The organism is Pseudomonas sp. BNK-45 (assembly GCF_047456255.1).
GTDB lineage: Bacteria > Pseudomonadota > Gammaproteobacteria > Pseudomonadales > Pseudomonadaceae > Aquipseudomonas.
The window spans coordinates 895,160-919,729 of sequence record NZ_CP179909.1 but is presented as its reverse complement, the minus strand read 5'-3'; the positions used below and the strand labels follow the sequence as shown (position 1 = coordinate 919,729).

Annotated in this window: 21 protein-coding genes and 1 pseudogene; 12 read left to right on the top strand and 10 right to left on the bottom strand. The window is 65.1% G+C overall.

All coding sequences use genetic code 11. The features are described 5' to 3' along the window. Positions 1-79: 79 nt before the first annotated feature. A complete protein-coding gene (locus ACMGG8_RS04170) occupies positions 80-1,081 on the top strand; it encodes an asparaginase (RefSeq protein ID WP_414159215.1) in 1,002 nt (333 codons plus the stop codon). Between the two features lie 72 nt (positions 1,082-1,153). On the opposite strand, the gene ACMGG8_RS04165 is transcribed toward ACMGG8_RS04170, so the two are convergent. Next, positions 1,154-1,699 carry a hypothetical protein gene (locus ACMGG8_RS04165; RefSeq protein ID WP_041120452.1) on the bottom strand — a complete coding sequence of 182 codons (546 nt, stop codon included), beginning with the start codon at positions 1,697-1,699 and terminating at the stop codon, positions 1,154-1,156. Positions 1,700-1,897: 198 nt separating this feature from the next. Here ACMGG8_RS04165 and ACMGG8_RS04160 point away from each other — a divergent pair, with 198 nt between their 5' ends. The 5 genes from ACMGG8_RS04160 to ACMGG8_RS04140 all read left to right on the top strand — a co-directional run bounded on the left by ACMGG8_RS04160 (position 1,898) and on the right by ACMGG8_RS04140 (position 9,213). Next, positions 1,898-2,890 (top strand): AraC family transcriptional regulator, encoded by a 993-nt coding sequence (locus ACMGG8_RS04160; RefSeq protein WP_060841784.1) that lies wholly within the window; start codon positions 1,898-1,900, stop codon positions 2,888-2,890. 71 nt (positions 2,891-2,961) lie between these two features. Beyond that, positions 2,962-4,884 (top strand): ankyrin repeat domain-containing protein, encoded by a 1,923-nt coding sequence (locus ACMGG8_RS04155; protein WP_414159214.1) that lies wholly within the window; start codon positions 2,962-2,964, stop codon positions 4,882-4,884. A 95-nt stretch (positions 4,885-4,979) separates the two neighbouring features. Further along, a complete protein-coding gene (locus ACMGG8_RS04150) occupies positions 4,980-6,905 on the top strand; it encodes an ankyrin repeat domain-containing protein (RefSeq protein ID WP_414159213.1) in 1,926 nt (641 codons plus the stop codon). Between the two features lie 163 nt (positions 6,906-7,068). Further along, positions 7,069-8,100 carry a histone deacetylase family protein gene (locus ACMGG8_RS04145; protein ID WP_060841787.1) on the top strand — a complete coding sequence of 344 codons (1,032 nt, stop codon included), beginning with the start codon at positions 7,069-7,071 and terminating at the stop codon, positions 8,098-8,100. A 12-nt stretch (positions 8,101-8,112) separates the two neighbouring features. Continuing rightward, positions 8,113-9,213, top strand: a complete 1,101-nt coding sequence (locus tag ACMGG8_RS04140; protein WP_060841788.1) for a polyamine ABC transporter substrate-binding protein — start codon at positions 8,113-8,115, stop codon at positions 9,211-9,213. Between the two features lie 170 nt (positions 9,214-9,383). Here ACMGG8_RS04140 and ACMGG8_RS04135 read toward each other — a convergent pair whose 3' ends face one another. Next, the gene (locus ACMGG8_RS04135) at positions 9,384-10,595 is read right to left on the bottom strand and encodes a YeeE/YedE family protein (protein ID WP_060841789.1); all 1,212 of its coding nucleotides are present in this window, start codon (positions 10,593-10,595) and stop codon (positions 9,384-9,386) included. Positions 10,596-10,635: 40 nt separating this feature from the next. Beyond that, entirely contained in the window at positions 10,636-12,186 is a 1,551-nt protein-coding gene (locus ACMGG8_RS04130) for a PLP-dependent aminotransferase family protein (protein ID WP_129405858.1), read from the bottom strand. A gap of 103 nt (positions 12,187-12,289) precedes the next feature. On the opposite strand from ACMGG8_RS04130, the gene ACMGG8_RS04125 reads away from it, so the two are divergent. From ACMGG8_RS04125 to ACMGG8_RS04115, 3 genes are read left to right on the top strand one after another with little or no spacing between them, the layout of a single operon-like run. Next, entirely contained in the window at positions 12,290-12,913 is a 624-nt protein-coding gene (locus ACMGG8_RS04125; protein WP_060841791.1) for an FMN-binding negative transcriptional regulator, read from the top strand. A gap of 30 nt (positions 12,914-12,943) precedes the next feature. Beyond that, positions 12,944-13,390 carry an N-acetyltransferase family protein gene (locus ACMGG8_RS04120; RefSeq protein WP_414159212.1) on the top strand — a complete coding sequence of 149 codons (447 nt, stop codon included), beginning with the start codon at positions 12,944-12,946 and terminating at the stop codon, positions 13,388-13,390. Positions 13,391-13,409: 19 nt separating this feature from the next. Next, entirely contained in the window at positions 13,410-14,081 is a 672-nt protein-coding gene (locus tag ACMGG8_RS04115) for a GNAT family N-acetyltransferase (protein ID WP_060841793.1), read from the top strand. Between the two features lie 173 nt (positions 14,082-14,254). Here the strand turns inward: ACMGG8_RS04115 and ACMGG8_RS04110 are convergent, their stop codons facing one another. Then, positions 14,255-15,154, bottom strand: coding sequence for a homocysteine S-methyltransferase family protein (locus tag ACMGG8_RS04110; protein WP_129405857.1), 900 nt, complete (start codon positions 15,152-15,154; stop codon positions 14,255-14,257). Positions 15,155-15,264: 110 nt separating this feature from the next. Here ACMGG8_RS04110 and ACMGG8_RS04105 point away from each other — a divergent pair, with 110 nt between their 5' ends. Both ACMGG8_RS04105 and ACMGG8_RS04100 read left to right on the top strand, forming a co-directional pair. After that, entirely contained in the window at positions 15,265-16,086 is an 822-nt protein-coding gene (locus ACMGG8_RS04105; protein ID WP_108544980.1) for an ABC transporter substrate-binding protein, read from the top strand. Beyond that, positions 16,083-16,919, top strand: coding sequence for an amino acid ABC transporter permease (locus tag ACMGG8_RS04100; protein ID WP_060845021.1), 837 nt, complete (start codon positions 16,083-16,085; stop codon positions 16,917-16,919). Before ACMGG8_RS04105 ends, ACMGG8_RS04100 begins: the two co-directional genes overlap by 4 nt. A gap of 90 nt (positions 16,920-17,009) precedes the next feature. Here ACMGG8_RS04100 and ACMGG8_RS04095 read toward each other — a convergent pair. The 4 genes and pseudogenes from ACMGG8_RS04095 to ACMGG8_RS04080 form a co-directional block, all read right to left on the bottom strand. Continuing rightward, positions 17,010-17,273 (bottom strand): annotated as a pseudogene (locus ACMGG8_RS04095) (helix-turn-helix domain-containing protein); the annotation flags it as partial. Further along, complete coding sequence (locus tag ACMGG8_RS04090; RefSeq protein WP_414159919.1) at positions 17,264-18,544, bottom strand: type II toxin-antitoxin system HipA family toxin; 1,281 nt, start codon at positions 18,542-18,544, stop codon at positions 17,264-17,266. The gene ACMGG8_RS04090 and the pseudogene ACMGG8_RS04095, both read right to left, overlap by 10 nt. Positions 18,545-18,815: 271 nt before the next feature. Then, positions 18,816-20,624, bottom strand: a complete 1,809-nt coding sequence (gene oadA / locus ACMGG8_RS04085) for a sodium-extruding oxaloacetate decarboxylase subunit alpha (RefSeq protein ID WP_060841798.1) — start codon at positions 20,622-20,624, stop codon at positions 18,816-18,818. Positions 20,625-20,724: 100 nt separating this feature from the next. Next, positions 20,725-22,140, bottom strand: a complete 1,416-nt coding sequence (locus ACMGG8_RS04080) for an acetyl-CoA carboxylase biotin carboxylase subunit (RefSeq protein ID WP_047306688.1) — start codon at positions 22,138-22,140, stop codon at positions 20,725-20,727. Between the two features lie 190 nt (positions 22,141-22,330). Here ACMGG8_RS04080 and ACMGG8_RS04075 point away from each other — a divergent pair, with 190 nt between their 5' ends. Beyond that, positions 22,331-23,293: a LysR family transcriptional regulator gene (locus tag ACMGG8_RS04075; RefSeq protein ID WP_414159211.1), complete on the top strand. Its 963-nt coding sequence runs from the start codon at positions 22,331-22,333 to the stop codon at positions 23,291-23,293. Here ACMGG8_RS04075 and ACMGG8_RS04070 read toward each other — a convergent pair. Both ACMGG8_RS04070 and hexR read right to left on the bottom strand, forming a co-directional pair. Beyond that, positions 23,235-23,447, bottom strand: a complete 213-nt coding sequence (locus tag ACMGG8_RS04070; RefSeq protein ID WP_016966283.1) for a PA3496 family putative envelope integrity protein — start codon at positions 23,445-23,447, stop codon at positions 23,235-23,237. The two genes, ACMGG8_RS04075 and ACMGG8_RS04070, sit on opposite strands and share 59 nt — an antisense overlap. Before the next feature lie 219 nt (positions 23,448-23,666). Continuing rightward, positions 23,667-24,533, bottom strand: a complete 867-nt coding sequence (hexR, locus tag ACMGG8_RS04065; protein WP_011064325.1) for a transcriptional regulator HexR — start codon at positions 24,531-24,533, stop codon at positions 23,667-23,669. Between the last annotated feature and the right edge of the window lie 37 nt (positions 24,534-24,570).

Below are 24,570 nucleotides of genomic sequence, written 5' to 3'. Positions count from 1 at the left end.
GCACCCGTCGGTTACAGTTCGATAAATGTGCGAGCGGGCTTGCCCGCTCCCACAGGAACTCACCGTTTCGGAGAATCCCATGAACCCTTCGACCTACCCTGTCGCCCAGCACGTCATGGTGCTCTATACCGGTGGCACCATCGGCATGCAGGCCAGCGCCGACGGCCTGGCCCCGGCGTCCGGTTTCGACGTGCGCATGCGCGCCTACCTCGACAGCCAGCCCGAACTGGTGGTGCCGGCCTGGCGCTTTCGCGAGATGGCGCCGCTGATCGACAGCGCCAACATGACCCCCGACTACTGGCAGCGCCTGCGTGCAGCGGTGGTCGAGGCCGTGGACCAAGGCTGCGACAGCGTGCTGATCCTGCACGGCACCGACACCCTGGCCTACAGCGCCGCCGCCATGAGCTTCCAGTTGCTGGGCCTGCCGGCGCCCGTGGTGTTCACCGGCTCGATGCTGCCGGCCGGCGTGCCCGACAGCGACGCCTGGGAAAACCTCAGTGGCGCCCTGTTGGCCCTGGGCCAGGGCCTGGCACCGGGGGTGCACCTGTACTTCCACGGCGAGCTGCTGGCGCCGACCCGCTGCGCGAAAATCCGCAGTTTCGGCCGTCACCCGTTCGCCGCCCTGCAACGCAATGGCGGCGGCGCCAAGGCCGAAGCGATTCCGTCGGCGCTGGACTACCGCCAGGCCAAGCAACTGGCCAAGGTCGGCGTGTTGCCGCTGTTTCCCGGCATCGGCGCCGAGCTGCTGGACGGCGTGCTCGACAGCGGCATCCAGGCCCTGGTGCTGGAATGCTTCGGCAGCGGCACCGGGCCTAGCGACAACCCGGCGTTCCTGGCCAGTCTCAAGCGCGCACAGGAGCAAGGCATCGTGGTGGTGGCGGTGACCCAGTGCCATGAAGGCGGTGTGGAGCTGGACATCTACGAAGCCGGCAGCCGCCTGCGCGGCGTGGGCGTGCTGTCCGGTGGCGGCATGACTCGCGAAGCGGCGTTCGGCAAGCTCAATGCGCTGCTCGGTGCCGGGCTGGAAAGCGCCGAAGTGCGGCGCCTGGTCGAACTCGATCTGTGTGGCGAGTTGAGCTGAAGCTCGCGCTCGGGAGCCGGTGGCTACTGCGGTAGCTGCCGGCTCGACGACGAGCAGAGGGTGGCTGTCAGGTTACTTTTTGACCGAGTAATCCTGGCCCCAGACCCGCACCGAACTCGAGCTCTCGATCGGCCCTTCAAACACGAACTTCTGCCGCACTGCCGCCTTGGCCGGGATGGTGACTTCGTCCGGGTTGTCGAGGCTGACAGTCAGATTGTTGGCGTAACCGTCCTGGTCGATCGCCAGCAGGGCGCCGGTCTGCTTGAGGTTGATCAGTCGCAACTGGCTGTCGCTGCTGTTCTTGAAGCCCAGGGTAACGTTGAAGCTGTCGCCGACGGCTTCGGTCTTCAACACCTGAACATCGACGCGGCCTTTCATTTGCTCACGGGAGGAAATGATCGAGGCACCGTCGACGCCTTGCGCCGATTGGCGACCATCGAGCACACCTTCGCTGACGCCGCCCAAGAGGTTCTTGCCTGCCGAAATGGCTGATGAGACGGCTGACTTGGCAGAGTCCTTGATGGTGCTTTCGCTGCCTGGCTCAGCCTCGGCCAGGCACAACGAACTCAGGAGCAAGCCGGAGACCAGAAGCAGGGAACGCGCAGGGATGAGGGTCATACATAGTCCTTTATCGAGGTTGCTGCACCGCCACTTCAGGCGATGAATGGCAGGCAGGTTGCACCAATCAAAGCGCCAAGTCACTAGCCACACAACGCTCGCAATGCCCCGTGCAGCGGGCCGGCAAACCGCAGGTCTGATCGCGGGCGGCATGCAACTTGCTCCGGTTAAGGGTCCTCCCCTGGCTGGAATCTGCGCATGCTGCACTCGCACCTCACCACCCTCAACGCCGTTTCCCTGGTGCTCAACACCTTCAAGGAACAGGGCCAGGACAGTGAAGCCCTGTTGGCCGGCAGCGGGATAAACCCCGCCGACCTGAGCCGCGCCGATACCCGCATCACCACCAATCAAGAGATGCTGGTGTGCGCCAATGCCGTGGCCCTGCAACGGGACATCGGCCTGGAACTGGGCCGGCGCATGCACGTTTCCTCCTACGGCATGCTCGGCTATGCCCTGCTCACCAGTGCCACCTTAGGTGACGCTTTGCGCCTGGCCATGCGCTATCCGGCGCTGTTGGGAACACTTTTCGAACTGAGCCTGGAAGCCGACGGCCCGCGCATCTGGTTCACCGCCGCCGGCTACCGCGAAAGCCCGGCCCTGGCGGCGTTCAATACCGAGTTCTGCCTGGTGTCGCTGAAGGTCATCTGCGACGACTTGCTGGGCCACCCGCTGCCGCTGCTGGGGGCGCGCTTCGACTACCCGGCGCCGGACTATCAACAGCGCTACCGCGAGCCCTTCGACTGCCCGCTGCAGTTCAACGCACGCAGCAACGCCTTCGCCTTCGACCAGCAATGGCTCGAACACCCCCTGCCCCTGGCGGATGCCATCACCCACCAGGCCATGGCCGAGCGCTGCCGCAAGCAGAACACCGAGTTCACCGGACGCCAGGCCTGGCTCGGGCGCATCCGCCAGTTGCTGGCGGCGCAACTGGACGCCGCGCCGGGGCTGGAGGGGCTGGCGGAACAGATGAACTGCTCGGCCCGGACCTTGCGCCGCCACCTGCGCGACCTGGGCTGCAGCTATCAGGAGCTGCTGGACGAGCTGCGCTTCGAGCGGGCCAAGCAGATGCTCTGCGAAGACCAGATGCCCATCTACCGCATCGCCGAGGCCCTGGGCTTCAGCGAGACCGCGAGCTTTCGCCATGCCTTCATCCGCTGGAGCGGCGTGGCGCCGAGCCAGTTCCGGCCCTGAGACAAACCCCGGCATAAAGACGCCGATTGCATTACATTGCCGAGCTTTGAAACCGGCAAGGGACTGCAAGCTTGAACCCAATCACAGGCGCCATCGCCCGGCGCATCGGTATTCGCGGGCTGTGTCTGGCACTGGCGCTGCTGGCGGGCGGCCCCGTTGCCCAGGCCTTCGACCTGTCGAAGATCCGCTGGTGGGAGATGCAGGGCGACATCCTGCTGGACGACCCGGAAACCGCCACGCTGCAACTCGAACCCTTTCCCCTGCCCGGGCTGGCCCAGCCGCCGGCCCGGCTGATCCTCAGCCAATACCAAGGGCTGTTCTACCTCAACGGCTATGGGGATGGGCAGTTCCGGCAGCGGGTCTACAAGTCACCGCCCTTGCCGCTGTTCGATGCCCAGGCGCTCCAGGACTGCACGCCCGAGCAGCGCCCCGTAGAGGCCACCGACAACTGGCCGCCGAGCAAGCAGCTGGAAGCCGCCCTGAGCCTGATCAAACTGAGTTTCGACTGCCAGAGCCCGGGCTGGGAGTTGAGCAATCGCTATCTGCTGGTGGACAGCCGCGATCCCCAGCGGCCGTTGCTGGCCATCGGTCAGCGCCAGGGGGAGGCACGGATCGACTTCATCCCGCAGCAACCAATCACCCCCGAACTGCAGCAGCAATGGCTGCAAGCCCTGCACAAATACCCGAAGCTGCTGGAACCCTTTGACGCCAGCAGCGGCCAGCTGAGCGTCAAGCCCTATGCGCCGCCGCCCGGCGCGGATCAGGTCTGGGCGGAGTTCCGCCAGTTGCACGCGCAATTGCGCGACGCCAAGGACAAGGCCCCGGGCATCGCCCGGGCGGAAGCCTTCTTCACCCGCCATGACTTTCGCGCCATCGCCCCCGAGCGCAGTACCTACCCGGGCCTGCTCAACGACATCGCCTATTGGGCCACCGAGGCCGGCCAGTTGCAGAGCGCCCGGCCCTGGCTGGCCTACGTGCTGCGTCGCGACCCGGGGCGCATGCCGACCTACCTCAACCTGGCGGACCTGGATTGGCGCCTGTACGAGCAGCAGCCCGCAGACACCCGGCACCGGGGCCGGGCCATGGAGAACTATCGGCTGTACTGCGGGCTGCGCCTGCAACGCCAGCTTGGGGTCCCCGCCAGGGTCACCCAGCGCCTGAGCCTTGAGGCACCCAGCGAACAGGCGTGCCAGAGCGCCTGGCCGCTGGTGACGGCGGTGGACCAGGGTGACGCGGGCGAAGTCCGGCGCCTGCTGCAAAGCGGCCTGCGCGGCGACGTGATCGCCGCCGACGGACGCCCGGCGCTGTTGCACGCCCTGGACAAGCCCGACCTGGACATCGCCCGGCTGTTGCTGGCCCATGGCGCCCGCCCACAGGGCCAGTACAACGGCCGCACCCAGGTGTTCCTGGCCATGCGCCGCGACCTCAAGGACAACCCCGACCTGAGCCAGGCCAAGCGCCTCAACTTCCTGCTGCAGGCCGGTGCCGCCATCGATGAACAGGATGCCCAGGGCGGCACCGTGCTGCAGGCAATGGCCAAGGAGCGCGACGACATCGAGCGCTTCAATTGGCTGTTGCAACACCCGCAGGACCTCGACAAACGCAGCGGGCCAGACGGCGAAACCGCGCTGTTCCTGGCGCTCAAGGGCGGCAACTACGCCGCCGCCAAAGAACTGATAAAGGCCGGTGCCAACCTCAACCTGAGCTACGGCCGCAATGCTTGCGCAGGGCAGCCGATTCGCGAAAGCCTGCTGATGATCGTCGCCGAACAGGGCTCGCCCGAGGTCATCAATCCCTGGGTCAGCCAGCAACAGAGCCTGGACATGTTCACCCTGCTGCTGGAAAAAGGCGCCGACCCCAACCTCGGCCGCTACTGCAAGAACAACGGCTACACCTGGCTGCTGGAGATCATGGCCCGGCGCAAGCGCGACGACATGCTCAAGGTGCTGCAAGGCTTTGCGCCACCACCGCCGGCGACGGCGTTTCGTCTTTGACGCGTGGCGCCCGCTGCGCCCCTGAAACAAAGCCCGGCACAACGGCGCCGATTGCATTACATTGCCGGGCTTTCTACCGGCAAGGGACTGCAACGTTGAAGCTACTCTCAGGCGCCATCGCCCGGCGCATCGGCATTCGCGGGCTAGGCCTGGCGCTGGCACTGCTGACGGCCGCCCCCGTGGCCCAGGCCTTCGACCTGGACCTGGCCTGGTTCAAATGGTCGGGAATGCGCCGCAACTTCGTCCTCGACTCCCCGGAAACCGCCACCCTGGAGCTCAAGCCGTTCCCCCTGCCGGGCCTGGAGCGAGTGCCGCTGCGGATTGTCCTGAGCCAGTACCGCGGGCTGTTCTACTTCAATGCCTACCAGGACCTGAAGTACCGGGAACGGATCTACAAGTCGCCGCCGATCGCCCTGTTCAGCCCCAAAGAGCTGCGGGCCTGTGTAGCCCCGGGCGATGACATCCCGGTCAGTGACATCTGGCCCACGAGCAACACCCTGGTCCCCGGCATCAGCCTGACGCCCCTGAGCTTCCAGTGTAAGGAGCCAGCCGAGTGGCAACTTAGCGGGCGCTACCTGCTGGTCGACCAGCGCGATCCGCAGCACCCGCTGCTGGCCATCAGTCACCGCCGGGACCTGAGCCAGATGGAATTCACCCCCCTGCAACCCATCAGCGAGGAAACCGGGCAGCAATGGTTGCAGGCCCTGGAGACATTCCCGCGGTGGTTCCGCCCCTTCACCCAAGGCAGCGGGCCGATCACCATCAACGCCTATGTGCCAGCGCCAGCCTCGAACCCGGACAGACTCTGGAAAGAGTTCCGCGCGCTGCACGAACAACTGCGCACGGCCAAGGACAAACTGCCGGGCATCCGCGCAGTGGAAGACTTCTTCGTTGTCCATGACTTTCGCAGCATCGCCAGCGACCGCCGCGAATACCCCGGCCTGCTGAATGACATCGCCTTCTGGGCCAGCCAGGCCGGTCAGCTGCAAACTGCCCGCCCCTGGCTCCGGGAAGTGCTGCGCCGCGACCCTGGACGCATGCCGACCTACCTCAACCTGGCGGACCTGGACTGGGCGCTGTTCGAACAGCGGCCATTGGACAACGCCCATCAGGGCCGGGCCATCGAGGGCTATCGGGTGTATTGCGGCCTGCGCCTGCGACGCCAGATGAGCATCCCGCCCCGGGTCCTGCAGCGCCTGGGCCTGAGCGCCGCCAACCCACAGGCGTGCCAGGGCTTCTGGCCGCTGGTGGACGCGGTGGATGCCGGCGACCTGACCCAAGTGCAGCGCCTGCTGGCCAGCGGCATCAGCGGCGAGGTCATGGCCGACGATGGCCGCAGTGCCCTGTTGCACGCCCTGGACGCGCCGCACCTGGACATCGCCCGGCTGCTGCTGGAGCACGGCGCCCACACCAGCGGCCTGTACAACTGGACCACCCTGGCGACCCTGGCCATGCGCCGCGATCTGGGCGACAGCCCCGACCTGAGCCAGGGCGGACGCCTGAAGTTCCTCATCGAGGCCGGTGTCGCCCTCGACGAACCCGACAGCCAGGGCGTGACGCCCCTGATGCAGATGGCCGAGAACAAGCGCAGCCTGCAAGGCTTCACTTGGCTGCTGCAACACCCGCAAAACCTCGACCGGCGCACAACCGACAATGGTGAAACCGCGCTGTATCGGGCGTTTTCGGGCAACAACCAGGTGGCCATGAGGCAGCTGATAGAGGCCGGTGCCAACCTCAACCTGAGCTACGGCCGCGGCACCTGCTACAACCAGCCCGTCGGCGAAAGCCTGCTGACCCTGGTGGCCGACAAGACCTCCGCCGACGCCCAGTCGCCCTCCGTCAGCCAGCAGGACACCCTGGAGCTGTTCGCCCTGCTGCTGGAGAAAGGCGCCGACCCGACTGTCGGCCAGCACTGCGAGAAAAAGGGCTACACCCTGTTGCTGGAAGCCATCGCCCGGAACAAACGCGAGGACATGCTCAAGGTGCTGCAGCGCTACGTTCCCGCCCCACCTGCCGGCTGAAACCCGTGGCGCCCCGCAATGGGGCGCCACGCCTCTTTAAGGGGCGAATTTCGGTCAAACACTTTGGCCAGATCAATCCCCTTTTGGCCGCTCCTGCCGTTCTCCGAAACCCCGCGCCCCGCAAGACTGTGAGCCACCGAATCAGCCTGCGGAGAACAAGAAAATGCTGACGATCTACTCGGACGATCACCACCTGCACCACGGCCGTTGTGAACTCATCGACGGGCAACTGATGCCCTGTTTCGAAATGCCTTCCCGGGCCGACCACGTGCTGGACCGGGTGCAACAGCGCAACCTCGGTCCGGTCGAGGCACCCAGGGACTTCGGCCTGGAGCCTATCGAGCGCATCCACAGCCGGGCCTACCTGGACTTCTTCAAGGGCGCCTGGGAACGCTGGGCGGCACAGGGCATCGACGGCGACCTGCTGCCCTACACCTGGCCGGCGCGCACCCTGCGCAGCGTGATTCCCACCAGCCTCCACGGCCAGCTGGGCTACTACAGCTTCGACGGCGGCGCGCCGATCACCGCCGGCACCTGGCAGGCGGCCTACAGCGCAGCACAGGTGGCGCTGACCGCCCAGGCCCATATCCAGAACGGCGCCCACAGCGCCTTCGCCCTGTGCCGGCCACCGGGACACCACGCCGCCAGCGACCTGATGGGCGGTTACTGCTACCTGAACAACGCTGCCATCGCCGCCCAGGCGTTCCTCGACCAGGGCCACCGGAAAGTCGCGATCCTCGATGTCGACTACCACCACGGCAACGGCACCCAGTCGATTTTCTATGAGCGCAGCGACGTGCTCTTCACCTCGATCCACGGCCACCCGGAAGCCGAGTTCCCGTTCTTCCTGGGCTATGCCGACGAATGCGGCGAAGGCGCCGGGGAAGGTTTCAACTTCAACTACCCACTGGCCGCCGGCAGCGGCTGGGACCTGTGGAGCGCGGCCCTGGAGCAGGCCTGCGACGAGATCCAGCGCTTTGGCGCCGACATCATCGTGGTGTCCCTGGGCGTGGACACCTTCAAGGACGACCCGATCTCGCAATTCAAACTCGACAGCCCGGATTACCTGGCCATGGGCAAGCGCATCGCCGCCCTCGGCAAGCCGACGCTGTTCGTCATGGAAGGCGGTTACGCGGTAGCAGAAATCGGCATCAACGCCGTGAACGTTCTCGAAGGTTTTCAAAGCGCCCAGTGAGGGATTCGCATCATGCAAAGACTCAAACGCTTAGTGATTCCCGCCCTGTGCGCCAGCCTGCTGGGCACCGCCGCCCACGCCGAAGAGCGCACGCTGCGGGTGTACAACTGGTTCGACTACATCACCCCCAAGGCCCTGGAGGATTTCAAGGCCCAGAACAGCCAGGTGAAGCTGGTCTACGACATCTTCGACACCAACGAAGCCCTGGAGGCCAAGCTGCTGACCGGCAACTCCGGGTATGACGTGGTGGTGCCGTCCAACGTGTTCCTGGCCAAGCAGATCGAGGCCGGGGTGTTCCAGCCCCTGGACCGCAGCAAGCTGCCCAACTGGAACCACCTGGACCCCAAGCTGATGAAGCTGATCGAGGCCAACGACCCGGGCAACCAGTTCGCCGTGCCCTACATGTACGGCACCATCCTGATCGGCTTCAACCCGGACAAGGTCAAGGCCGCCCTGGGCGACCAGGCGCCGGTGGACAGCTGGGACCTGATCTTCAAGGAAGAGAACATCAGCAAGCTCAAGCAGTGCGGCGTGGCCCTGCTGGATTCGCCGTCGGAAATCCTGCCCCTGGCCCTGCAGCACCTGGGCCTGGACCCCAACAGCAAGAAGCCGGCGGACTACGAGAAAGCTGAAGCGCTGCTGATGAAGATTCGCCCGTACATCACCTACTTCCATTCGTCCAAGTACATGGCCGACATCGCCAACGGCGACATCTGCGTGGCGGTGGGTTATTCGGGGAGCTTCTCCCAGGCCGCCAACCGCGCCAAGGAAGCCAAGAACGGCGTGACCGTGGACATGCGCCTGCCCAAGGAAGGCGCGCCGATCTGGTTCGACATGCTGGCGATCCCCAAGGGCGCCAAGGATCCGCAAGACGCCTACACCTTCATCAACTACCTGCTGCAACCCCAGGTGATCGCCCCGGTCAGCGACTTTGTCGGTTACCCGAACCCGAACAAGGACGCCACGGAGCTGGTGGACCCTTCGATCCGCAACAACCCCAACCTGTATCCGACAGCAGCGGCGATGAACACCCTGTATACCCTGCAGCCGTTGCCCCGTGATGCGGAGCGGGCGCGGACCCGGGCCTGGACCAAGATCAAGTCCGGCACCTGACCCTCATCCAGGACGGGAACCGCGCGCCCTGTGGCGAGCGAGCTTGCTCGCGCTGGATGGCGCAGCAAGCCCAAGAGCGGGTTCCCGGCTCTGCCTGATACACCGCAACCGTCGGCGTTACGACCGCTGCGCGGCCGAGCGGGAGCACGCTCCCTCGCCACGACAAGTGATTAGCAGCCGCTGAGGCCTTGGGGGCTGCGCTCTGCGGCGAAGAACCAGGGCCGCAGGCGCACGCCGACGCCGTTGCCGATAAAGGCCGCCACCAGCCACAGCCAGCCATGCAGGCTGCCGGAGGCGATGCCGCTGAAGTAGGCGCCGATGTTGCAGCCATAGGCTAGGCGTGAGCCGTAGCCCAGCAGCAGCCCGCCGATCACCGCCGCCACCAGGGAACGGGCGGGGATCTTCAGGCTCGGGGCAAAACGTCCCGCCAATCCGGCCGCCAACAAGGCCCCCAGGACGATGCCGATGTCCATGACGCTGGTGATGTCCTGCCACACCGGGGCCGCCAGGGCCTTGGCATTCGCCGCGCTCTGCCAGAACACCCAACTGCCCACGTCCACGCCCAAGCCACTGGCGACTTTCGCCCCCCACAGGGCGAACGCCGAGGTGATGCCCCACGGGCGCCCGGCCAGGGCCAGGGTGGCGAAGTTGAGCAACGCCAGGGCCACCGCGCCCCAGACCAGCGGCCAGGGGCCGCGCAGCAGGCGGCGCCAGCCCTGGTGCGGGCTGGCGACCGGGGCTTCGAGGCGGCCATGGCGGCGTTTTTCCAGGGTCTGGGTGAGCAAGGCGATCAGCGCGAACAGGCACAGGCTCAAGCCCAGGGCCGGGCCGACGCCGAAGCTCTGGACGATGGAAATCGGCGGCAGCGACGGCAGGGCGAACCACCAGTCCACATGCTGGGTGGCGAGCAGCGAACCGCAGATGAAGAACGCCAGGGTCACCAGCATCCGCGCATTGCCGCCGCCGACGGTGAACAGGGTGCCCGACGCGCAGCCGCCACCCAGTTGCATGCCGATACCGAAGATAAAGGCGCCGACGATCACCGACACCCCGGCCGGCGCCACCAGCCCCACCACCGGCTGGCCGAACAGGCTGCCCGCCCCCAGCGCCGGGAAAAACAGCAGCACCGCCAGGGCCAGCATGACCATCTGCGCCCGCAGGCCGGCGCCACGCCGATCACGGATAAACACCCGCCAGGCCGAGGTGAAACCAAAGGCCGCGTGATACAGGGTCAACCCCAGGGCCGCCCCCAGCAGCAACAGCAGCACCTGCCGAGCCCCGACCTGGACCTGCAGGAACAAGGCGCCAAGCACCAACAGCAGCAAGGCGCACAGCGGAGCGCCGAACTTGCGTTCAGGCGCCAGGGAGAGGGTCTGGCTCATGGGAATGCTCGGGCAGGAAAGGACCCGCGAGTATACCCGCTCAAACCCTCCAGGCCTGGCGCAAACGACCCAGCGCAGCCTGGATATCGGCTTCGGGCACCGCAGCAAACCCCAGCACCAGTCCGGCCCGCCGATCCTCGGGCAAGGCCGTTTGCGGCAACCAGTAGGTGCTCAGACCGTTGACCTCGACATCGACACTGGCCGCCTGCTCCAGCAGTTGCTGCTCCCGGGCCAGGCTGTCCACGCGCACTGTCAGGTGCAAACCTGCGGCCACCGTGGGCAGCGGCCCGACGCCCGGGATCGCCTCGGGCCAGCCGGCGAGCAAGGTGTTGCGGCGGCTCAGGGCGGCGCGGCGCATGCGCCGGATATGCCGCTGGAAGTGCCCGGCGGCCATGAACTCGGCCATCACCGCCTGGGTGCTGACTTCGGAATGGCGCACATCCACCGCCCGGCGCCGGGCAAAGGCCTGCACCAGATGCGGCGGCAACACCAGGTAGCCCAGGCGCAGTGCCGGGAACGCGACCTTGCCGAAGGTGCCGACATAGATCACCCGTCCCTGCCGGTCCAGCGCCGCCAGCGGGGCCAGGGGCGCGCCGCTGTAGCGGTATTCGCCGTCGTAGTCGTCCTCGACGATCCAGCCTCCACTGCGCTCGGCCCAGGCCAGCAACTCCAGGCGCCGGGCCAGGCTCATGATCACCCCGGTGGGGTACTGATGGGACGGGGTGACATAGGCCAGGCGGCAGTGCTCCAGTTGCTCCAGCTGACGGCAGTCGATGCCCTCCTGGTCCACCGCCACGCCCTGCAATCGCGCCCCGGCCACGGCAAAGGCGTGACCCGCCGCCCGATAGCCTGGGTTTTCCACAGCCACCACGTCACCGGGCTCCACCAGCAGCTGTGCACAAAGGCTGATGCCCTGTTGCGCACCACTGGTGATCACAATTTGTTCAGCGGTGCACTGCAGCCCCCGGGCACTGCGCAGGTAAGCGGCGATCAGGCCGCGCAGCCGCGAATCGCCGGCGGAGTCGCCGTAGCACAGCTGGTGCAGGTTCGGCCTGCGCCAGAAAGCCGCATTCAGCTTGGCCCAGACCTCGAACGGGAACAGATCGAAAGCCGGCACGCCGACCCGAAAAGCCCGCGGCGGACCACTGGGCGGCGTACTCAGATGGTGCTCTTGCAGGCGCTGCACACCACTGCTGTGGATAACTTTACTGGATGTATCACCAGTTATTTCCGTCGATTTTGTGGATAAACCTGTGGGTAAGCCTGTTGACAACCCTGTGGATACTTTTGTGGATAGTTTTTTGATGGGTAACCGGGTTTCCGGCAATTGGGCCACGTAGGTGCCATCGCCGACCCGCCCTTCGATAAACCCCTCGGCATACAGCTGGTCATAGGCGCGCACCACGCTGTTGCGGGAAATCCCCAGCGCCGCCGCCAGGTCGCGGCTGGCCGGCAAGCGCGTGCCGCTGGCCAGCCGCCCGTCCAGCACCCGCAGGCGCAGGGCCTGGTACAGCTGGCGGCTAAGGCCCTGGCGCCGATCCAGCTGGATCCCGGCAGGGTTGAAAGACAGCGGAGGCAAGGCACTGTTCATCGCGGGGCACCCGGGAATTGGACCTATGAAATAGACCAGAGATGGCTCTTACAACGAACCATTAGCCTGCCTAGGATGCAGCCACTCGCCAAGGAGTTTTTCCATGTACCTGCCTCGCGCTTTCGTCGATGAAGACCTTTCCCGCCTCCACGGTGTGATGCATCACAGCCGTCTGGCCACCCTGGTGACCTGGGGCGCCCTGGGCTTGCAAGCCAGCCACCTGCCGTTGCTGCTGGACCCCGGGCAAGGTGCCAGCGGCACGCTCTATGGGCACCTGGCCAAGGCCAACCCGCAATGCGCCGAGCTGGCCAGCGGTGCCGAGGCCCTGGTGATTTTCAGCGGCGAAGACGCCTACATCAGCCCGTCGTTCTATCCGGGCAAGGCCGAACACGGCAAAGTGGTGCCCACCTGGAACTACGTGGCAGTGCACGCCTATGGCCAGCCCGAAATATTCAGCGACCCGCAGCGGTTGCTGCAGGTGGTCGAGGGCCTGACCGAACGCCATGAGGCCGGCCGCCCGCAACCGTGGAAGGTGGCCGATGCTCCGGCCGACTATGTCGATGGCATGCTCAAGGCGATTGTCGGTTTCGCCCTGCCGATCCAGCGCCTGGAGGGCAAGCGCAAGCTCAGCCAGAACCGCAATGCCGAAGACATCGCCGGGGTCCGTGAAGGCCTGGCGGCCAGCGCCGACCCGCGTGACCAGCAACTGTCGCAACTGATGGGCTGAGCGCCCGTCCAGAACAATAAAGGAGCTTTCATGAGCCAGATTCAGATCCGCCCCGTCACCGCTGCCGACCACGCCGCCTGGCTGCCGTTGTGGCAGGCCTACCTGCGCTTCTACGAAACCGAACTGCCGGACACCGTGACCCAGAGCACCTGGCAGCGTTTTCTCGATACCCGCGAACCGACCCACGCCGCCCTGGCCTGGGACGGCGAGCGCGCCGTGGGCCTGGTGCATTTCATCTACCACCGCTCCAACTGGAGCATCGAGAATGCCTGCTACCTGCAGGACCTGCTGGTGACTGCGGACCAGCGCGGCACCGGTGTCGGCCGCCAGTTGATCGAGTTCGTCTACACCCGGGCCAAGCAGGACGGCTGCGCCAAGGTGCATTGGCTGACCCACGAAACCAATGCCACGGCCATCCAGCTCTACGAGCGCATCGCCGAGCGTCCGGGCTTTATCCAGTTCCGCAAACCCCTCTGAACCCGCAAGGAGCCACTGCATGTCGATTTCTCTCGCCGATTGGAAAGGCGTCCCCGCCCCTTCGGCCACCCTGCTTGAAGGGCGCTTCATCCGTTTGGAAAGGCTCGACCCGGCGCGCCACGGCGATCAGCTGTTCCAGGTGCTGCAAGGCCCCGGCGCCGACCCGGTGCTGTGGAACTACCTGCCTTACGGCCCCTTCCCCGAGCGCGCGGTGTTCGACGCCTGGCTCGGCAATCATGCCCTGGCCAGCGATCCGTATTTCTTCACCGTGATCGACCGCGCCAGTGGCCAGGCCCAGGGCCTGATCAGCCTGATGTCCATCGTTCCGGCCCAGGGCCGCATCGAGATCGGTCACGTCACCTTCGGCGCGCCGATGCAGCGCTCGCCCAAGAGCACCGAGGCGGTGTACCTGCTGGCCAGGGAAGCTTTCGCCCTGGGCTACCGGCGCCTGGAGTGGAAATGCAACAACGACAACGCCCGCTCGCGCTATGCCGCCGAGCGTTTGGGTTTCAGCTTCGAGGGGGTGTTTCGCCAGCACATGGTGGCCAAGGGGCAGAACCGCGATACCGCGTGGTTCTCGATCCTGGATGGGGAATGGCCGGCGATCGCCAAGGGCTTCGAGCAATGGCTCAGCGATGAGAACCAGAGCGGCTCGGGGCAGCTCAAGTCTCTGGCGGAGTGTCGCGGGTAACCGGGGGGTCGCCGGCAAGCCGGCGCCGAAAAGAGGGCGGTGAACCCGGCCTGGTAGAAGACCTGTAGCCGCTGCCGCAGGCTGCGACCGGGCTGGGCGCACTCCGACGTAGCGGGCGCCGCCGTTGAAGGTCCTGCGGACCTTGGCGCAGCCTGCGGCAGCGGCTACAGGGGTCAGCCCAGCTTCTGCGCCAGCACCGCAATGTGCTCCGGGCCGATGCCGCAGCAACCGCCGACATGGCTGGCACCGCGCTGGTGCCAGTCCGCTACCCATCGCAGGTAACCCGGCGGATCCAGGTCTTCGCGCAGCGGGCACAGGCCGTCGTTGGCGGTGGCATCCTCGGGTTGCGGCGGGAAGGCGTTGGCGTACACGCCAATATGGATCTGCACCCCCAGGCGCGCGAAGGTGTCACGGGCCGCATCCACCGCCGCGCCTATCACTTCCGGCTGGCTGCAGTTGAACAGCAGGGTCTGCACCCCCAGTTGCGCCGCCACCGCCGCCGCGTCAGCCACCGGCTCGCCGGAACGCAGGCGTGGCACTTCATCGACGTCTTCATCCTTCAGGGTGAAGGACAGCCAGAACGGCTTGCCGTCCTTGGGCAATCCTGCGTGGATGGCCCGCGCTTCGGCGATCGAGCTTTGGGTTTCTGCGAGCCACAGGTCCACGAACGGCGCCAGTCCTTTAACCAGCGGGCTCAGCACTTCCTCGACCCGGGACGCATCGAACAGGTCCGGGCGATAGGAGCCGAACAGCGGCGGCAACGAACCCGCCACCCGCACCGGCTTGCCGGAGGCCTCCACCGCGCGGCGCGCCAGCTCACCGGCCAGGGCCGCCAGGGCCTGGCCTTCGGCGGCAAAGCGCTCTTCACCGATGTGGAACGGCACCACGGCGTAGCTGTTGCTGGTGATCACGTTGGAACCGCTGGCGATATAGGCCGCATGCACCGCCTCCACCGCCTGGGGGTCTTCGCTCAACGCCAGGGCTGACCACTCGGGCTGCCGGAACGGCGCACCACGGCGCTGCAACTCACGACCCATACCGCCATCCAGAATTACCGTGCTACCTGCGCCCATATGCTTTTTACTCATATGCTTATGAAAATAACTCACTACCGGAGTCGTTCTTATAACTATTAAATACGCACCATTCGGTTAATAACAACTCTTTTTCAGTCAGGATTCCGATGAATTTCAAACCGCTGCTGGCCCTCGGCCTGACCGTACTTGCCGCCTCCTCCCAAGCCTTCGCCGGCGCCACCTTGGAGCGTATCGAGCAGAAAAAGGAACTGGTCGGGGTGCTGATGGAAAGCTACCCGCCCTTCTCCTTCCTCAATGAGCAGAACCAGCTGGACGGTTTCGACGTCGACGTGGCCAAGGCCGTGGCCGACAAGCTCGGGGTCAAGCTGCGCCTGGAAACCCCGTCCTGGGACGTGATCGCCGCCGGACGCTGGAGCGGGCGCTATGACATCTGCATCTGCTCCATGACCCCGAGCAAGGCTCGCGCCGAGGTCTTCGACTTCCCGGTGCAGTACTACGCCTCGCCGGCGGTGATCGTGGTCAACGCCAAGGATGATCGTATCCATAGCGCCAAGGACCTGAGCGACAAGAAGGTCGGCCTGACCGCCGCCTCCAGCTACGAGAGCTACCTGAACAAGAACCTGGTGATCGAAGGCGCTGAAGACACCCAGCTGCAATACCCCTTCGAGAACGTGCAGATCGCCCCCTACGACACCGACAACGTGGCCTTTCAGGACCTCGGCCTGGGCCCGGGCGTGCGCCTGGATGCGATCCTCACCAACCTGGTCACCGCGCAACCGCGGCTGACCCAGGATGCGCGCTTCAAGCTGGCCGGCGAGCCGCTGTACGCCGAGCCCAATTCGGTGGCCATCGAGAAAGGCGATGCGCAGTGGAACGCCAAGGTGCGTGAAGTCTTCGCCCAGTTGAAGCAGGACGGCACCCTGAGCAAGCTGTCGCAGAAATGGATCGGCGCCGACATCAGCCAATGACTGCCTACACACCACCGCCGCAGCCACCACAAGCGGTGGCTGAACCGCTGCTCAAGCGCCTGCTGGGCTTTCGCAGCCGCCTGTACCTGACCTGGGCGGCGCTGCTGGGGCTGTTCGCCAGCTTCTTCCTGAGCTTCGACCTGAAGTTCTCGATCATCCTCGACAAGCTGCCAAACCTGCTGGGCCTGCACCTGTCGCCCAGCGGCTTTCTCCAGGGCGCGGCGCTGACCCTGTTCCTCTGCGCCTGCTCCATCGTCGCCTCGTCGCTGCTGGGCTTTGTCACCGCCCTGGCGCGCCTGTCGTCCAGCGCCGTGGCGTTCGGCATCGCCAGCTTCTACGCCTCGTTCTTTCGCGGCACGCCGCTGCTGATCCAGATCCTGCTGATCTACCTCGGCCTGCCGCAACTGGGCGTGGTGCCGGGCGCCATCACCGCCGGGATCATCGCCCTGTCGCTGAACTACGGCGCCTACCTCAGCGAGATCTTCCGCGCCGGCCTCCTCGGCGTGCCCCACGGCCAGCGCCAGGCGGCCCTGGCCCTGGGCATGAGCGACAGCGTGATCTTCTGGCAGGTGACCCTGCCCCAGGCCATGCGCACCATCATTCCGCCGACCACCAACCAGTTCATCTCGATGCTCAAGGACTCGTCGCTGATCTCGGTGATGGGGGTCTGGGAAGTGATGTTCCTGGCCCAGTCCTATGGCCGTTCCAGCTACCGCTACATCGAGATGCTGAGCACCGCGGCGCTGATCTACTGGCTGCTGTCCATCGGCCTGGAACTGATCCAGGCGCGGATGGAAAGGCATTACGGCAAGGGTTACGCCAAGCGCGGCTGAGGCTCAGGCGAGCGCCGAAGGCCCGGGAGCACCCGGGCCCCTTTGCCCCCGCTCCGGCTCATCGAGCAGCGAACGGGCGCGGCTGGTCTTCTGCACCTTCACCACCCCCATCTGCAGGCCGAATGGCTTGAACACCGCCGTCAATGACTTGAGGGTCGGGTTGCCGTCACCGTGCTCGATGTGGATCAGGGTGCGCAGGGAGATCCGGCACATGCGGGCGAACTGGCTCTGATGCAGCCCCGTGACTTCAGTCCGCAGGCGCTTGACCGCCTCGCCAATCGGCAGGCGACCGGCCGCCATTTCCTGCTGGATGTCGTCGATCAGGGCCCCGCGTTCTTCCAGCGTCATGTGCATCGCAATCCCCACTCCTGCAGGCGTCGGTCCAGGTGGCGCAGGTGAATGCGCGGATGATTCAAGGTGGCTTCGGGCAGGCCGCCGGCACTCAGCAGGTCCGGCAGGGCCCGCAGTTGTTCGGCGTCTGCGCGCAGGCGCGTGAGGGCGGCCTCGGGGTCGAGCAGCGGCTTGAGACTGGCGCACACCAGGCGCCAGTCGACCTCACCGGCCACTTCCATGCGCCCGGGCCATTTGGTGGTGCGGGCAATCCCCTGGTCATCCATGACCTTGGGCGCCAGGTCATGGATCGGCGCCAGGCGCACCCCAGCCTCAGTGCGCAGCACCGACAGCGTGCGCCCATGATTGTCGGTGTTGCCGAGGATCCTGTTGAGCAGGTCGCGCCGCAGGTAATCCGCCACCAGCTCGGGGATCAACGCCTCCTGGCCGGCGGCGCGCCACAGTTCGGCGAGGATCCCCAGGACCTCGGTATGGCGCATGCCTTGGCCATGGCCCACCAGAGCGGCCAGGGAATAGATCGACTCCACCGCCAGACGCTCGACCCCGGCGGACGTCAGCTGGCGGTCAAAACGCTGCATCCACAGGCTTGGCCGACGCCCCTCTTCCAGCGCCAGCCCAGGCGCCGGGAACGTCTCGATACCCAGCTGCTGCAGTGCCCGGTAGTAATGGAACTCGCTTCTGAGGATGTCGCAGGCATTCGGCGAAGCCGGGTTACGGGGAAACTTCACCCACCAGTGACGCGCGGCATGGGCGTCATCGAGCAGCGCATCGGGGTACAACAAGCCCTCGCGGTTTTCCGTCAGCAACAGCTTGGGCGCTTCGTCGCCGATGCTCGCCGTGCCACCAAAGGCCGCCGCCTGCTCATGGGCGTATTCCAGAAAACGGTTATCCAGGGTCACCACCTGTTCCCGGGTAAAACCCAGGGCCGGACGCCTGTGCAGCCCTGCCAGGGACTCCTTGATCCGCAGATGGCCAATGGGCGCCGCGGTGCTTCGAGCCAGGAGGAACAGCTCGCTGCCCATGCCATCGGGCCGCTCATGGCCGATCTGCCGCAGCAAAAAGCGGCGCGCCGCCGGCGTGGCGACCAGGTCATAAAGAAAGGCCGGCGCCCGCTCTTCTCGCCAGGGCTCCCAGCCCAAGGGTATCTGCGCACTGACCGAGCGGCTCAGCGGGCTGGCAACCGCGTCCAGGTTGTCCACCAGGTACTGCGGGACATAACCAAAGCTGCAAGGGCTGGCAAAGCCCGCTTCGGGGTTGTCGAAACTCAGGGTCATGGCATCGGTCCACGCCCCTGCGCCGTAGAGCTGCAACGTCAGCCGGAGCATTGGGTTACCTGTATTTGCTGCACGTGTATAGAGACTCCGCCTCAATCATCCGTGCATTATATTGCAGTTATTCCAATCCTCCGAGCCAATAAGTGCATCTAAATGCATTTCAATAAACTATTAGCTGCATAAAATGCATTAAATGACACTTCAAAAAAAGCCAAAAAAAAGGGGAGCCGTAGCTCCCCCGAGGTAAACCGTTGCCGATGAGGGCCTGAACTCAGCCCTCGATCTCGATCAGGATTTCGCCCGGGTTGACCCGGTCGCCCTTGGCCACATGAATCGCCACCACCTTGCCGGCCACCGCGGCCTGGACTTCGGTTTCCATCTTCATGGCTTCAGTGATCAGTACCGCCTGACCTTCCTTGACCACGTCGCCTTCCTTGACCAGCACATCGACGATGTTGCCCGGCATGGTGGTGCTGACATGGCCCGGCGCACTGGCCTGCTTGCGCTTGCTGCCACCGCCGCCGACGAATTCGTTGAGCGGCTCGAACACCACTTCTTCCGGCATGCCGTCGATGGACAGGTAGAAGTGACGCTTGCCTTCGGCCTTGACCCCGACACCGGTGATGTCGACGCGGTAGGTTTCGCCGTGGACGTCGATGACGAACTCGGTAGGCACGCCTTCACCGCCCGGCTTGCTGACGCCACCGGCTTCGGGGATCGGCAGCAACACTTCCGGAACCAGGGTGCCGGCCTCACGCTCTTCGAGGAATTTGCGCCCGATGTCCGGGAACATGGCGTAGGTCAGCACGTCTTCCTCGGAATGGGCCAGGGCACCGATTTCGCCGCGCAGCTTGGTCATTTCCGGCTTCAACAGGTCGGCCGGACGCACGTCGATCACGTCCTCGCTGCCGATGGCCTGGCGCCGCAGGTTTTCGTCCACCTGACCCGGGGCCTTGCCGTAGCCGCCCTGCAGGTAGAGCTTCACTTCGTTGGTGATGGTCTTGTAGCGCTCGCCGGCCAGGACGTTGAAGAACGCCTGGGTGCCGACGATCTGCGAGGTCGGGGTCACCAGCGGCGGGTAGCCCAGGTCGTGACGCACCCGCGGGATCTCCGCCAGCACTTCACCCATGCGGTTCAGCGCGCCCTGCTCTTTCAACTGGTTGGCCAGGTTGGAAATCATCCCGCCCGGCACCTGGTTGACCTGCACCCGGGTATCGACCGCGGTGAACTCGCTTTCGAACTGGTGGTACTTCTTGCGCACGGCGTAGAAGTACAGGCCGATCTCTTGCAGCAGCTCCAGGTCCAGGCCGGTGTCGAATTCACTGCCTTTGAGGGCCGCGACCATGGACTCGGTGCCCGGGTGGCTGGTGCCCCAGGCGAAGCTGGAGATGGCGGTGTCGATATGGTCGGCGCCGTTCTCGATGGCCTTGAGCTGGCACATGGCAGCCAGGCCGGCGGTGTCGTGGGAGTGGATGAACACCGGCAGCGACAGCTCGGCCTTCAGCGCCTTGACCAGCTCGCCGGTGGCGTAAGGGGTCAGCAGGCCGGCCATGTCCTTGATCGCGATGGAGTCGCAACCCATGGCTTCCATCTGCTTGGCCTGGGCCACGAAGGCCTCGATGGTGTGCACCGGGCTGGTGGTGTAGGCGATGGTGCCCTGGGCGTGCTTGCCGGCGGCCTTCACCGCTTCGATGGCAACCCGCAGGTTACGCACGTCGTTCATGGCGTCGAAGATGCGGAACACGTCGATGCCGTTGACCGCGGCCTTGGCCACGAAGGCCTTGACCACGTCGTCGCTGTAGTGGCGGTAGCCCAGCAGGTTCTGCCCGCGCAGGAGCATCTGCAGGCGAGTGTTGGGCAGCGCCGCGCGCAGTTTGCGCAGGCGCTCCCACGGGTCTTCCTTGAGGAAGCGCACGCAGGCGTCGAAGGTGGCGCCGCCCCAGACTTCCAGGGACCAGTAGCCGACTTTGTCGAGCTTGTCGCAGATCGGCAGCATGTCTTCGGTGCGCATGCGGGTGGCCAGCAGCGACTGGTGGGCGTCACGCAGGATGGTGTCGGTAACGAAGATCTTTTTAGTCATTGGTATCTCCTCATGGCGGCAAGCTCCAAGCTACAAGCCGCCAGTAAAAGCCGATCCGCTTCTACTTGGCGCTTGCCGCTGACAGCTTGCGGCTGCTTATTCATAGGCCTGCGTGGGCGGCGATGGCGGCGGCGATGGCCAGGGCCAGCTCTTCGGGTTTGCGCTTGATCGAGTAGTTGGTCAGTTCCGGATGGCTTTCAACGAAGCTGGTATTGAACTGACCGCTACGGAATTCCGGATTGCGCAGGATTTCCTGGTAGTAGGCGGCGGTGGTCTTGACCCCTTGCAGGCGCATGTCGTCGAGGGCGCGCAGGCCACGGTCCATCGCTTCTTCCCAGGTCAGGGCCCAGACCACCAGCTTCAGGCACATGGAGTCGTAGAACGGCGGAATGGTGTAGCCGGTGTAGATCGCCGTATCGGTGCGCACGCCGGGGCCGCCGGGAGCGTAGTAACGGGTGATCTTGCCGAAGCTGGGGAGGAAGTTGTTCTTCGGGTCCTCGGCGTTGATCCGGAACTGCAGGGCAAAACCGCGGTGGTGGATGTCTTCCTGCTTCACCGACAGTGGTAGGCCCGAGGCGATGCGGATCTGCTCGCGAACGATGTCGATGCCGGTGATTTCCTCGGTGATGGTGTGTTCCACCTGCACCCGGGTGTTCATTTCCATGAAGTACACCTCGCCCTCGGCGAGCAGGAACTCCACGGTGCCGGCGTTCTCGTAGCCCACGGCCTTGGCCGCGCGCACCGACAGGTCGCCGATGTAGGCGCGCTGTTCCGGAGTCAGCTGCGGGCTCGGGGCGATCTCGATGAGCTTCTGGTTGCGGCGCTGGATCGAGCAGTCGCGCTCGAACAGGTGCACCACGTTGCCAAAGCTGTCACCGAGGATCTGCGCTTCGATGTGCTTGGGATTGACGATGCATTTTTCCAGGAACACTTCCGCCGAACCAAAGGCCTTGGTGGCTTCGGAAATCACTCGGGGGAACGCTTGCTCCAGCTCTTCACGGCTGTTGCAGCGACGAATGCCGCGGCCGCCACCACCGGAGGTGGCCTTGAGCATCACCGGGTAGCCGATGCGGTCGCCTTCGGCCAGGGCTTCGTGGATATCCGCAACGTTGCCTTCGGTGCCCGGGGTCACCGGCACGCCGGCCTTGATCATGCTGCGGCGGGCTTCGGTCTTGTCGCCCATGCGACGGATGACTTCCGCCGAAGGACCTATGAACTTGACTCCACGTTCGGCACAGATGTCTGCCAGTTCGGCATTTTCCGAAAGGAAGCCATAGCCGGGATGCAGGGCATCGCAGCCGGTTTCCACCGCCAGGTTCACCAGTTTGCGCGGGTTCAGGTAGCCGGCCAGCGGCTCGGCGCCAATGCTGTGGGCCTCATCCGCGCGCTTCACATGCAGGGCATGGCGATCGGCGTCGGAGAAGATCGCTACCGAACGGATGCCCATCTCGGCGCAGGCACGCACGATTCGTACGGCGATCTCACCACGGTTGGCGATCAGGATCTTTTTTATCACTTGGAGGTTCCCTTGAGCCGTTGGAACAAACGACCCGCTAGACCGAGTCGGCGCGTGACCAAATGTTTCAGGTCAGTCGCCGCGTCACACTAGCTCTGAAGAGGGATTAACAAAAATCAATAATTATTGGGTTGGGCATAAGTAAAGACTTATAGTCGTGCCACAAGCCCCAGGCGCGAGCACTCCAGAAATGCGTAAGTCCTTGATGAGACTGACATTGCGTCAGTTGCAGATTTTCAATGAAGTCTGCGATCTGCGCTCCTACAGCCGCGCCGCCGACGAAATGAATCTCACCCAGCCGGCGGTCAGCCTGCAGATCCGTCAGCTGGAGGAACTGATCGGCCAACCGCTGTTCGATTACGTCGGCAAGAAGCTCTACATGACCGAAGCCGCCGAAGCCCTGCAACGGGCCAGCCGGGACATCTTCGGACGCCTGGAAAACCTCGACATGCAGCTCTCGGACATGCAGGGCTCGCTGCAGGGCCAGCTCAAGCTGGCGATCGAGTCCAGCGCCAAGTACTTCGTCCCGCACCTGTTCGCCGCCTTCAAGCGCCAGCATCCGGAAGTCCACCTGCAGCTGACCGTGGTCAACCGCGCCCAGGTGATCCGCCGCCTCTCGGACAACCGTGACGACCTGGTGATCATGTCCATGGTGCCCCAGGACATGGAGCTGGAATTCCTGCCGTTTCTCAACAACCCCATCGTCGCCGTAGCGCCACCGGATCATCCCCTGAGCCACATGGGCCCGCTGCGTCTGCAGGACCTGGAGCCCTACACCCTGGTGCTGCGCGAATCGGGCTCGGGCACGCGCCTGGCCTGCGAGGAGTACTTCAAGGAGAAGCGCGTGCACTTCACCCAGATCCTCGAAGTGTCGTCGGCCGAGGCTCAGCGCGAGTGCGTGCGGGCGGGCCTGGGCGTGGCCTTGCTGACGCGCCACGCCCTGAACCTTGAGTTGGCGACCGGCGGGTTGATCGAGTTGCCGGTCGAAGAGCTGCCATTGCTTCGCAGCTGGTGCCTGGTGCAGGCCAAAGCCAAACGCCTGTCACCGGTAGCGCATGCGTTCCTGGGATTCATCCGCAGCGAACGGGTGCAGATCAGCGGGCTGGTTGAACGCTTCGACGGGAAGCCGCGGGTGCCGCCTGCCAGTAATTGACGGCCTCAAGCTCGGGGTAATCGTTGATTTCCTGCTGCAACTGACGCAGCTCGAAGCGGTGTTCGATCGCACGCCGAAATTCCATGCGGCGCTGGTCTTCCTGCTGACGACGGGTCTTGACGGCGCTGTTGCTCTCTTCGTAAGGCCGGGCCATTTCGAGTCTCCCAATGCGAGTACGGAAGCTTCACGATGGACGTCGGCAGTTACGGTTTGGCGGCGACTCGGTTACAGGACGATGAACATTCGCCTGCCCAACACCGCTCTGGGCGCTGGCTGGCTTGCGCAAGAGCCGGCTTGGCGGCGAAAGCGTGGGTCACCCAAGCCCCTGTCGTCAGCCAGCGCAAACCCGCCCAGCCGCTCCTGACAGGCAGGCTCAGTCGTCCAGGGCTTTGACCGACTTGGGCGACAGGCGCAGGCTGCGCAGACTGCGCTTGACGCTCTTGAGGTGGTTGACCAGGCTCGGCCCGCGGGCCATCGCAACGCCCATGGCCAGCACGTCGATCACCACCAGGTGGGCGATGCGCGAAGTCAGCGGGGTGTAGATCTCGGTGTCTTCGTGGACGTCGATGGCCAGGTTGACCGTGGACAGCTCGGCCAACGGCGTCTGGCTCGGGCACAGGGTGATCAGCGAGGCGCCGCTTTCACGCACCAGGTTGGCGGTGATCAGCAGGTCCTTGGAACGCCCGGACTGGGAAATGCAGATGGCCACGTCGGTGGGCTTGAGGGTCACCGCCGACATCGCCTGCATGTGCGGGTCGGAATAGGCCGCCGCGGTCAGCAGCAGGCGGAAGAACTTGTGCTGGGCGTCCGCCGCCACTGCGCCCGAGGCGCCAAAGCCGTAGAACTCCACGCGCTGGGCCTGGGACATGGCGGTCACCGCCTGCTGCAGGGCCACCGGATCGAGCTTCTCGCGAACCTCCATCAGGGTGTGCAGGGTGGTGTCGAAGATCTTCAGGCTGTAGTCGGCGACGGAATCGTCTTCATGGATCGCGAACTGGCCGAAACTGGCCCCGGCCGCGAGGCTCTGCGCCAGCTTGAGCTTCAGGTCCTGGAAACCGGAACAGCCGATGGCCCGGCAGAAGCGCACGATGGTCGGTTCGCTGATGCCCACGCTGTGGGCCAGGTCCGCCATGGAACTGTGCATCACCGCCGCAGGATCAAGGAGCACGTGATCGGCGACCTTGAGTTCCGATTTGCGTAACAAATGACGTGACTGGGCAATGTGCTGCAACAGGTTCAAAGGGCTGGACTCATTGTTATTGGCTGACGCCGGAGAT

Excerpts from the sequence above, each read along its gene's own strand:
- ACMGG8_RS04165 (WP_041120452.1), bottom strand. The coding sequence starts at position 1,699 with ATGACCCTCATCCCTGCGCGTTCCCTGCTTCTGGTCTCCGGCTTGCTC.
- ACMGG8_RS04135 (WP_060841789.1), bottom strand. The coding sequence starts at position 10,595 with ATGAGCCAGACCCTCTCCCTGGCGCCTGAACGCAAGTTCGGCGCTCCG.
- ACMGG8_RS04120 (WP_414159212.1), top strand. The coding sequence starts at position 12,944 with ATGAGCCAGATTCAGATCCGCCCCGTCACCGCTGCCGACCACGCCGCC.
- ACMGG8_RS04170 (WP_414159215.1), top strand. The coding sequence starts at position 80 with ATGAACCCTTCGACCTACCCTGTCGCCCAGCACGTCATGGTGCTCTAT.
- ACMGG8_RS04115 (WP_060841793.1), top strand. The coding sequence starts at position 13,410 with ATGTCGATTTCTCTCGCCGATTGGAAAGGCGTCCCCGCCCCTTCGGCC.
- ACMGG8_RS04110 (WP_129405857.1), bottom strand. The coding sequence starts at position 15,154 with ATGGGCGCAGGTAGCACGGTAATTCTGGATGGCGGTATGGGTCGTGAG.
- ACMGG8_RS04130 (WP_129405858.1), bottom strand. The coding sequence starts at position 12,186 with ATGAACAGTGCCTTGCCTCCGCTGTCTTTCAACCCTGCCGGGATCCAG.
- ACMGG8_RS04075 (WP_414159211.1), top strand. The coding sequence starts at position 22,331 with ATGCGTAAGTCCTTGATGAGACTGACATTGCGTCAGTTGCAGATTTTC.
- ACMGG8_RS04140 (WP_060841788.1), top strand. The coding sequence starts at position 8,113 with ATGCAAAGACTCAAACGCTTAGTGATTCCCGCCCTGTGCGCCAGCCTG.
- ACMGG8_RS04090 (WP_414159919.1), bottom strand. The coding sequence starts at position 18,544 with ATGACCCTGAGTTTCGACAACCCCGAAGCGGGCTTTGCCAGCCCTTGC.
- ACMGG8_RS04125 (WP_060841791.1), top strand. The coding sequence starts at position 12,290 with ATGTACCTGCCTCGCGCTTTCGTCGATGAAGACCTTTCCCGCCTCCAC.
- ACMGG8_RS04145 (WP_060841787.1), top strand. The coding sequence starts at position 7,069 with ATGCTGACGATCTACTCGGACGATCACCACCTGCACCACGGCCGTTGT.
- ACMGG8_RS04070 (WP_016966283.1), bottom strand. The coding sequence starts at position 23,447 with ATGGCCCGGCCTTACGAAGAGAGCAACAGCGCCGTCAAGACCCGTCGT.
- ACMGG8_RS04160 (WP_060841784.1), top strand. The coding sequence starts at position 1,898 with ATGCTGCACTCGCACCTCACCACCCTCAACGCCGTTTCCCTGGTGCTC.
- ACMGG8_RS04105 (WP_108544980.1), top strand. The coding sequence starts at position 15,265 with ATGAATTTCAAACCGCTGCTGGCCCTCGGCCTGACCGTACTTGCCGCC.
- ACMGG8_RS04100 (WP_060845021.1), top strand. The coding sequence starts at position 16,083 with ATGACTGCCTACACACCACCGCCGCAGCCACCACAAGCGGTGGCTGAA.
- oadA (WP_060841798.1), bottom strand. The coding sequence starts at position 20,624 with ATGACTAAAAAGATCTTCGTTACCGACACCATCCTGCGTGACGCCCAC.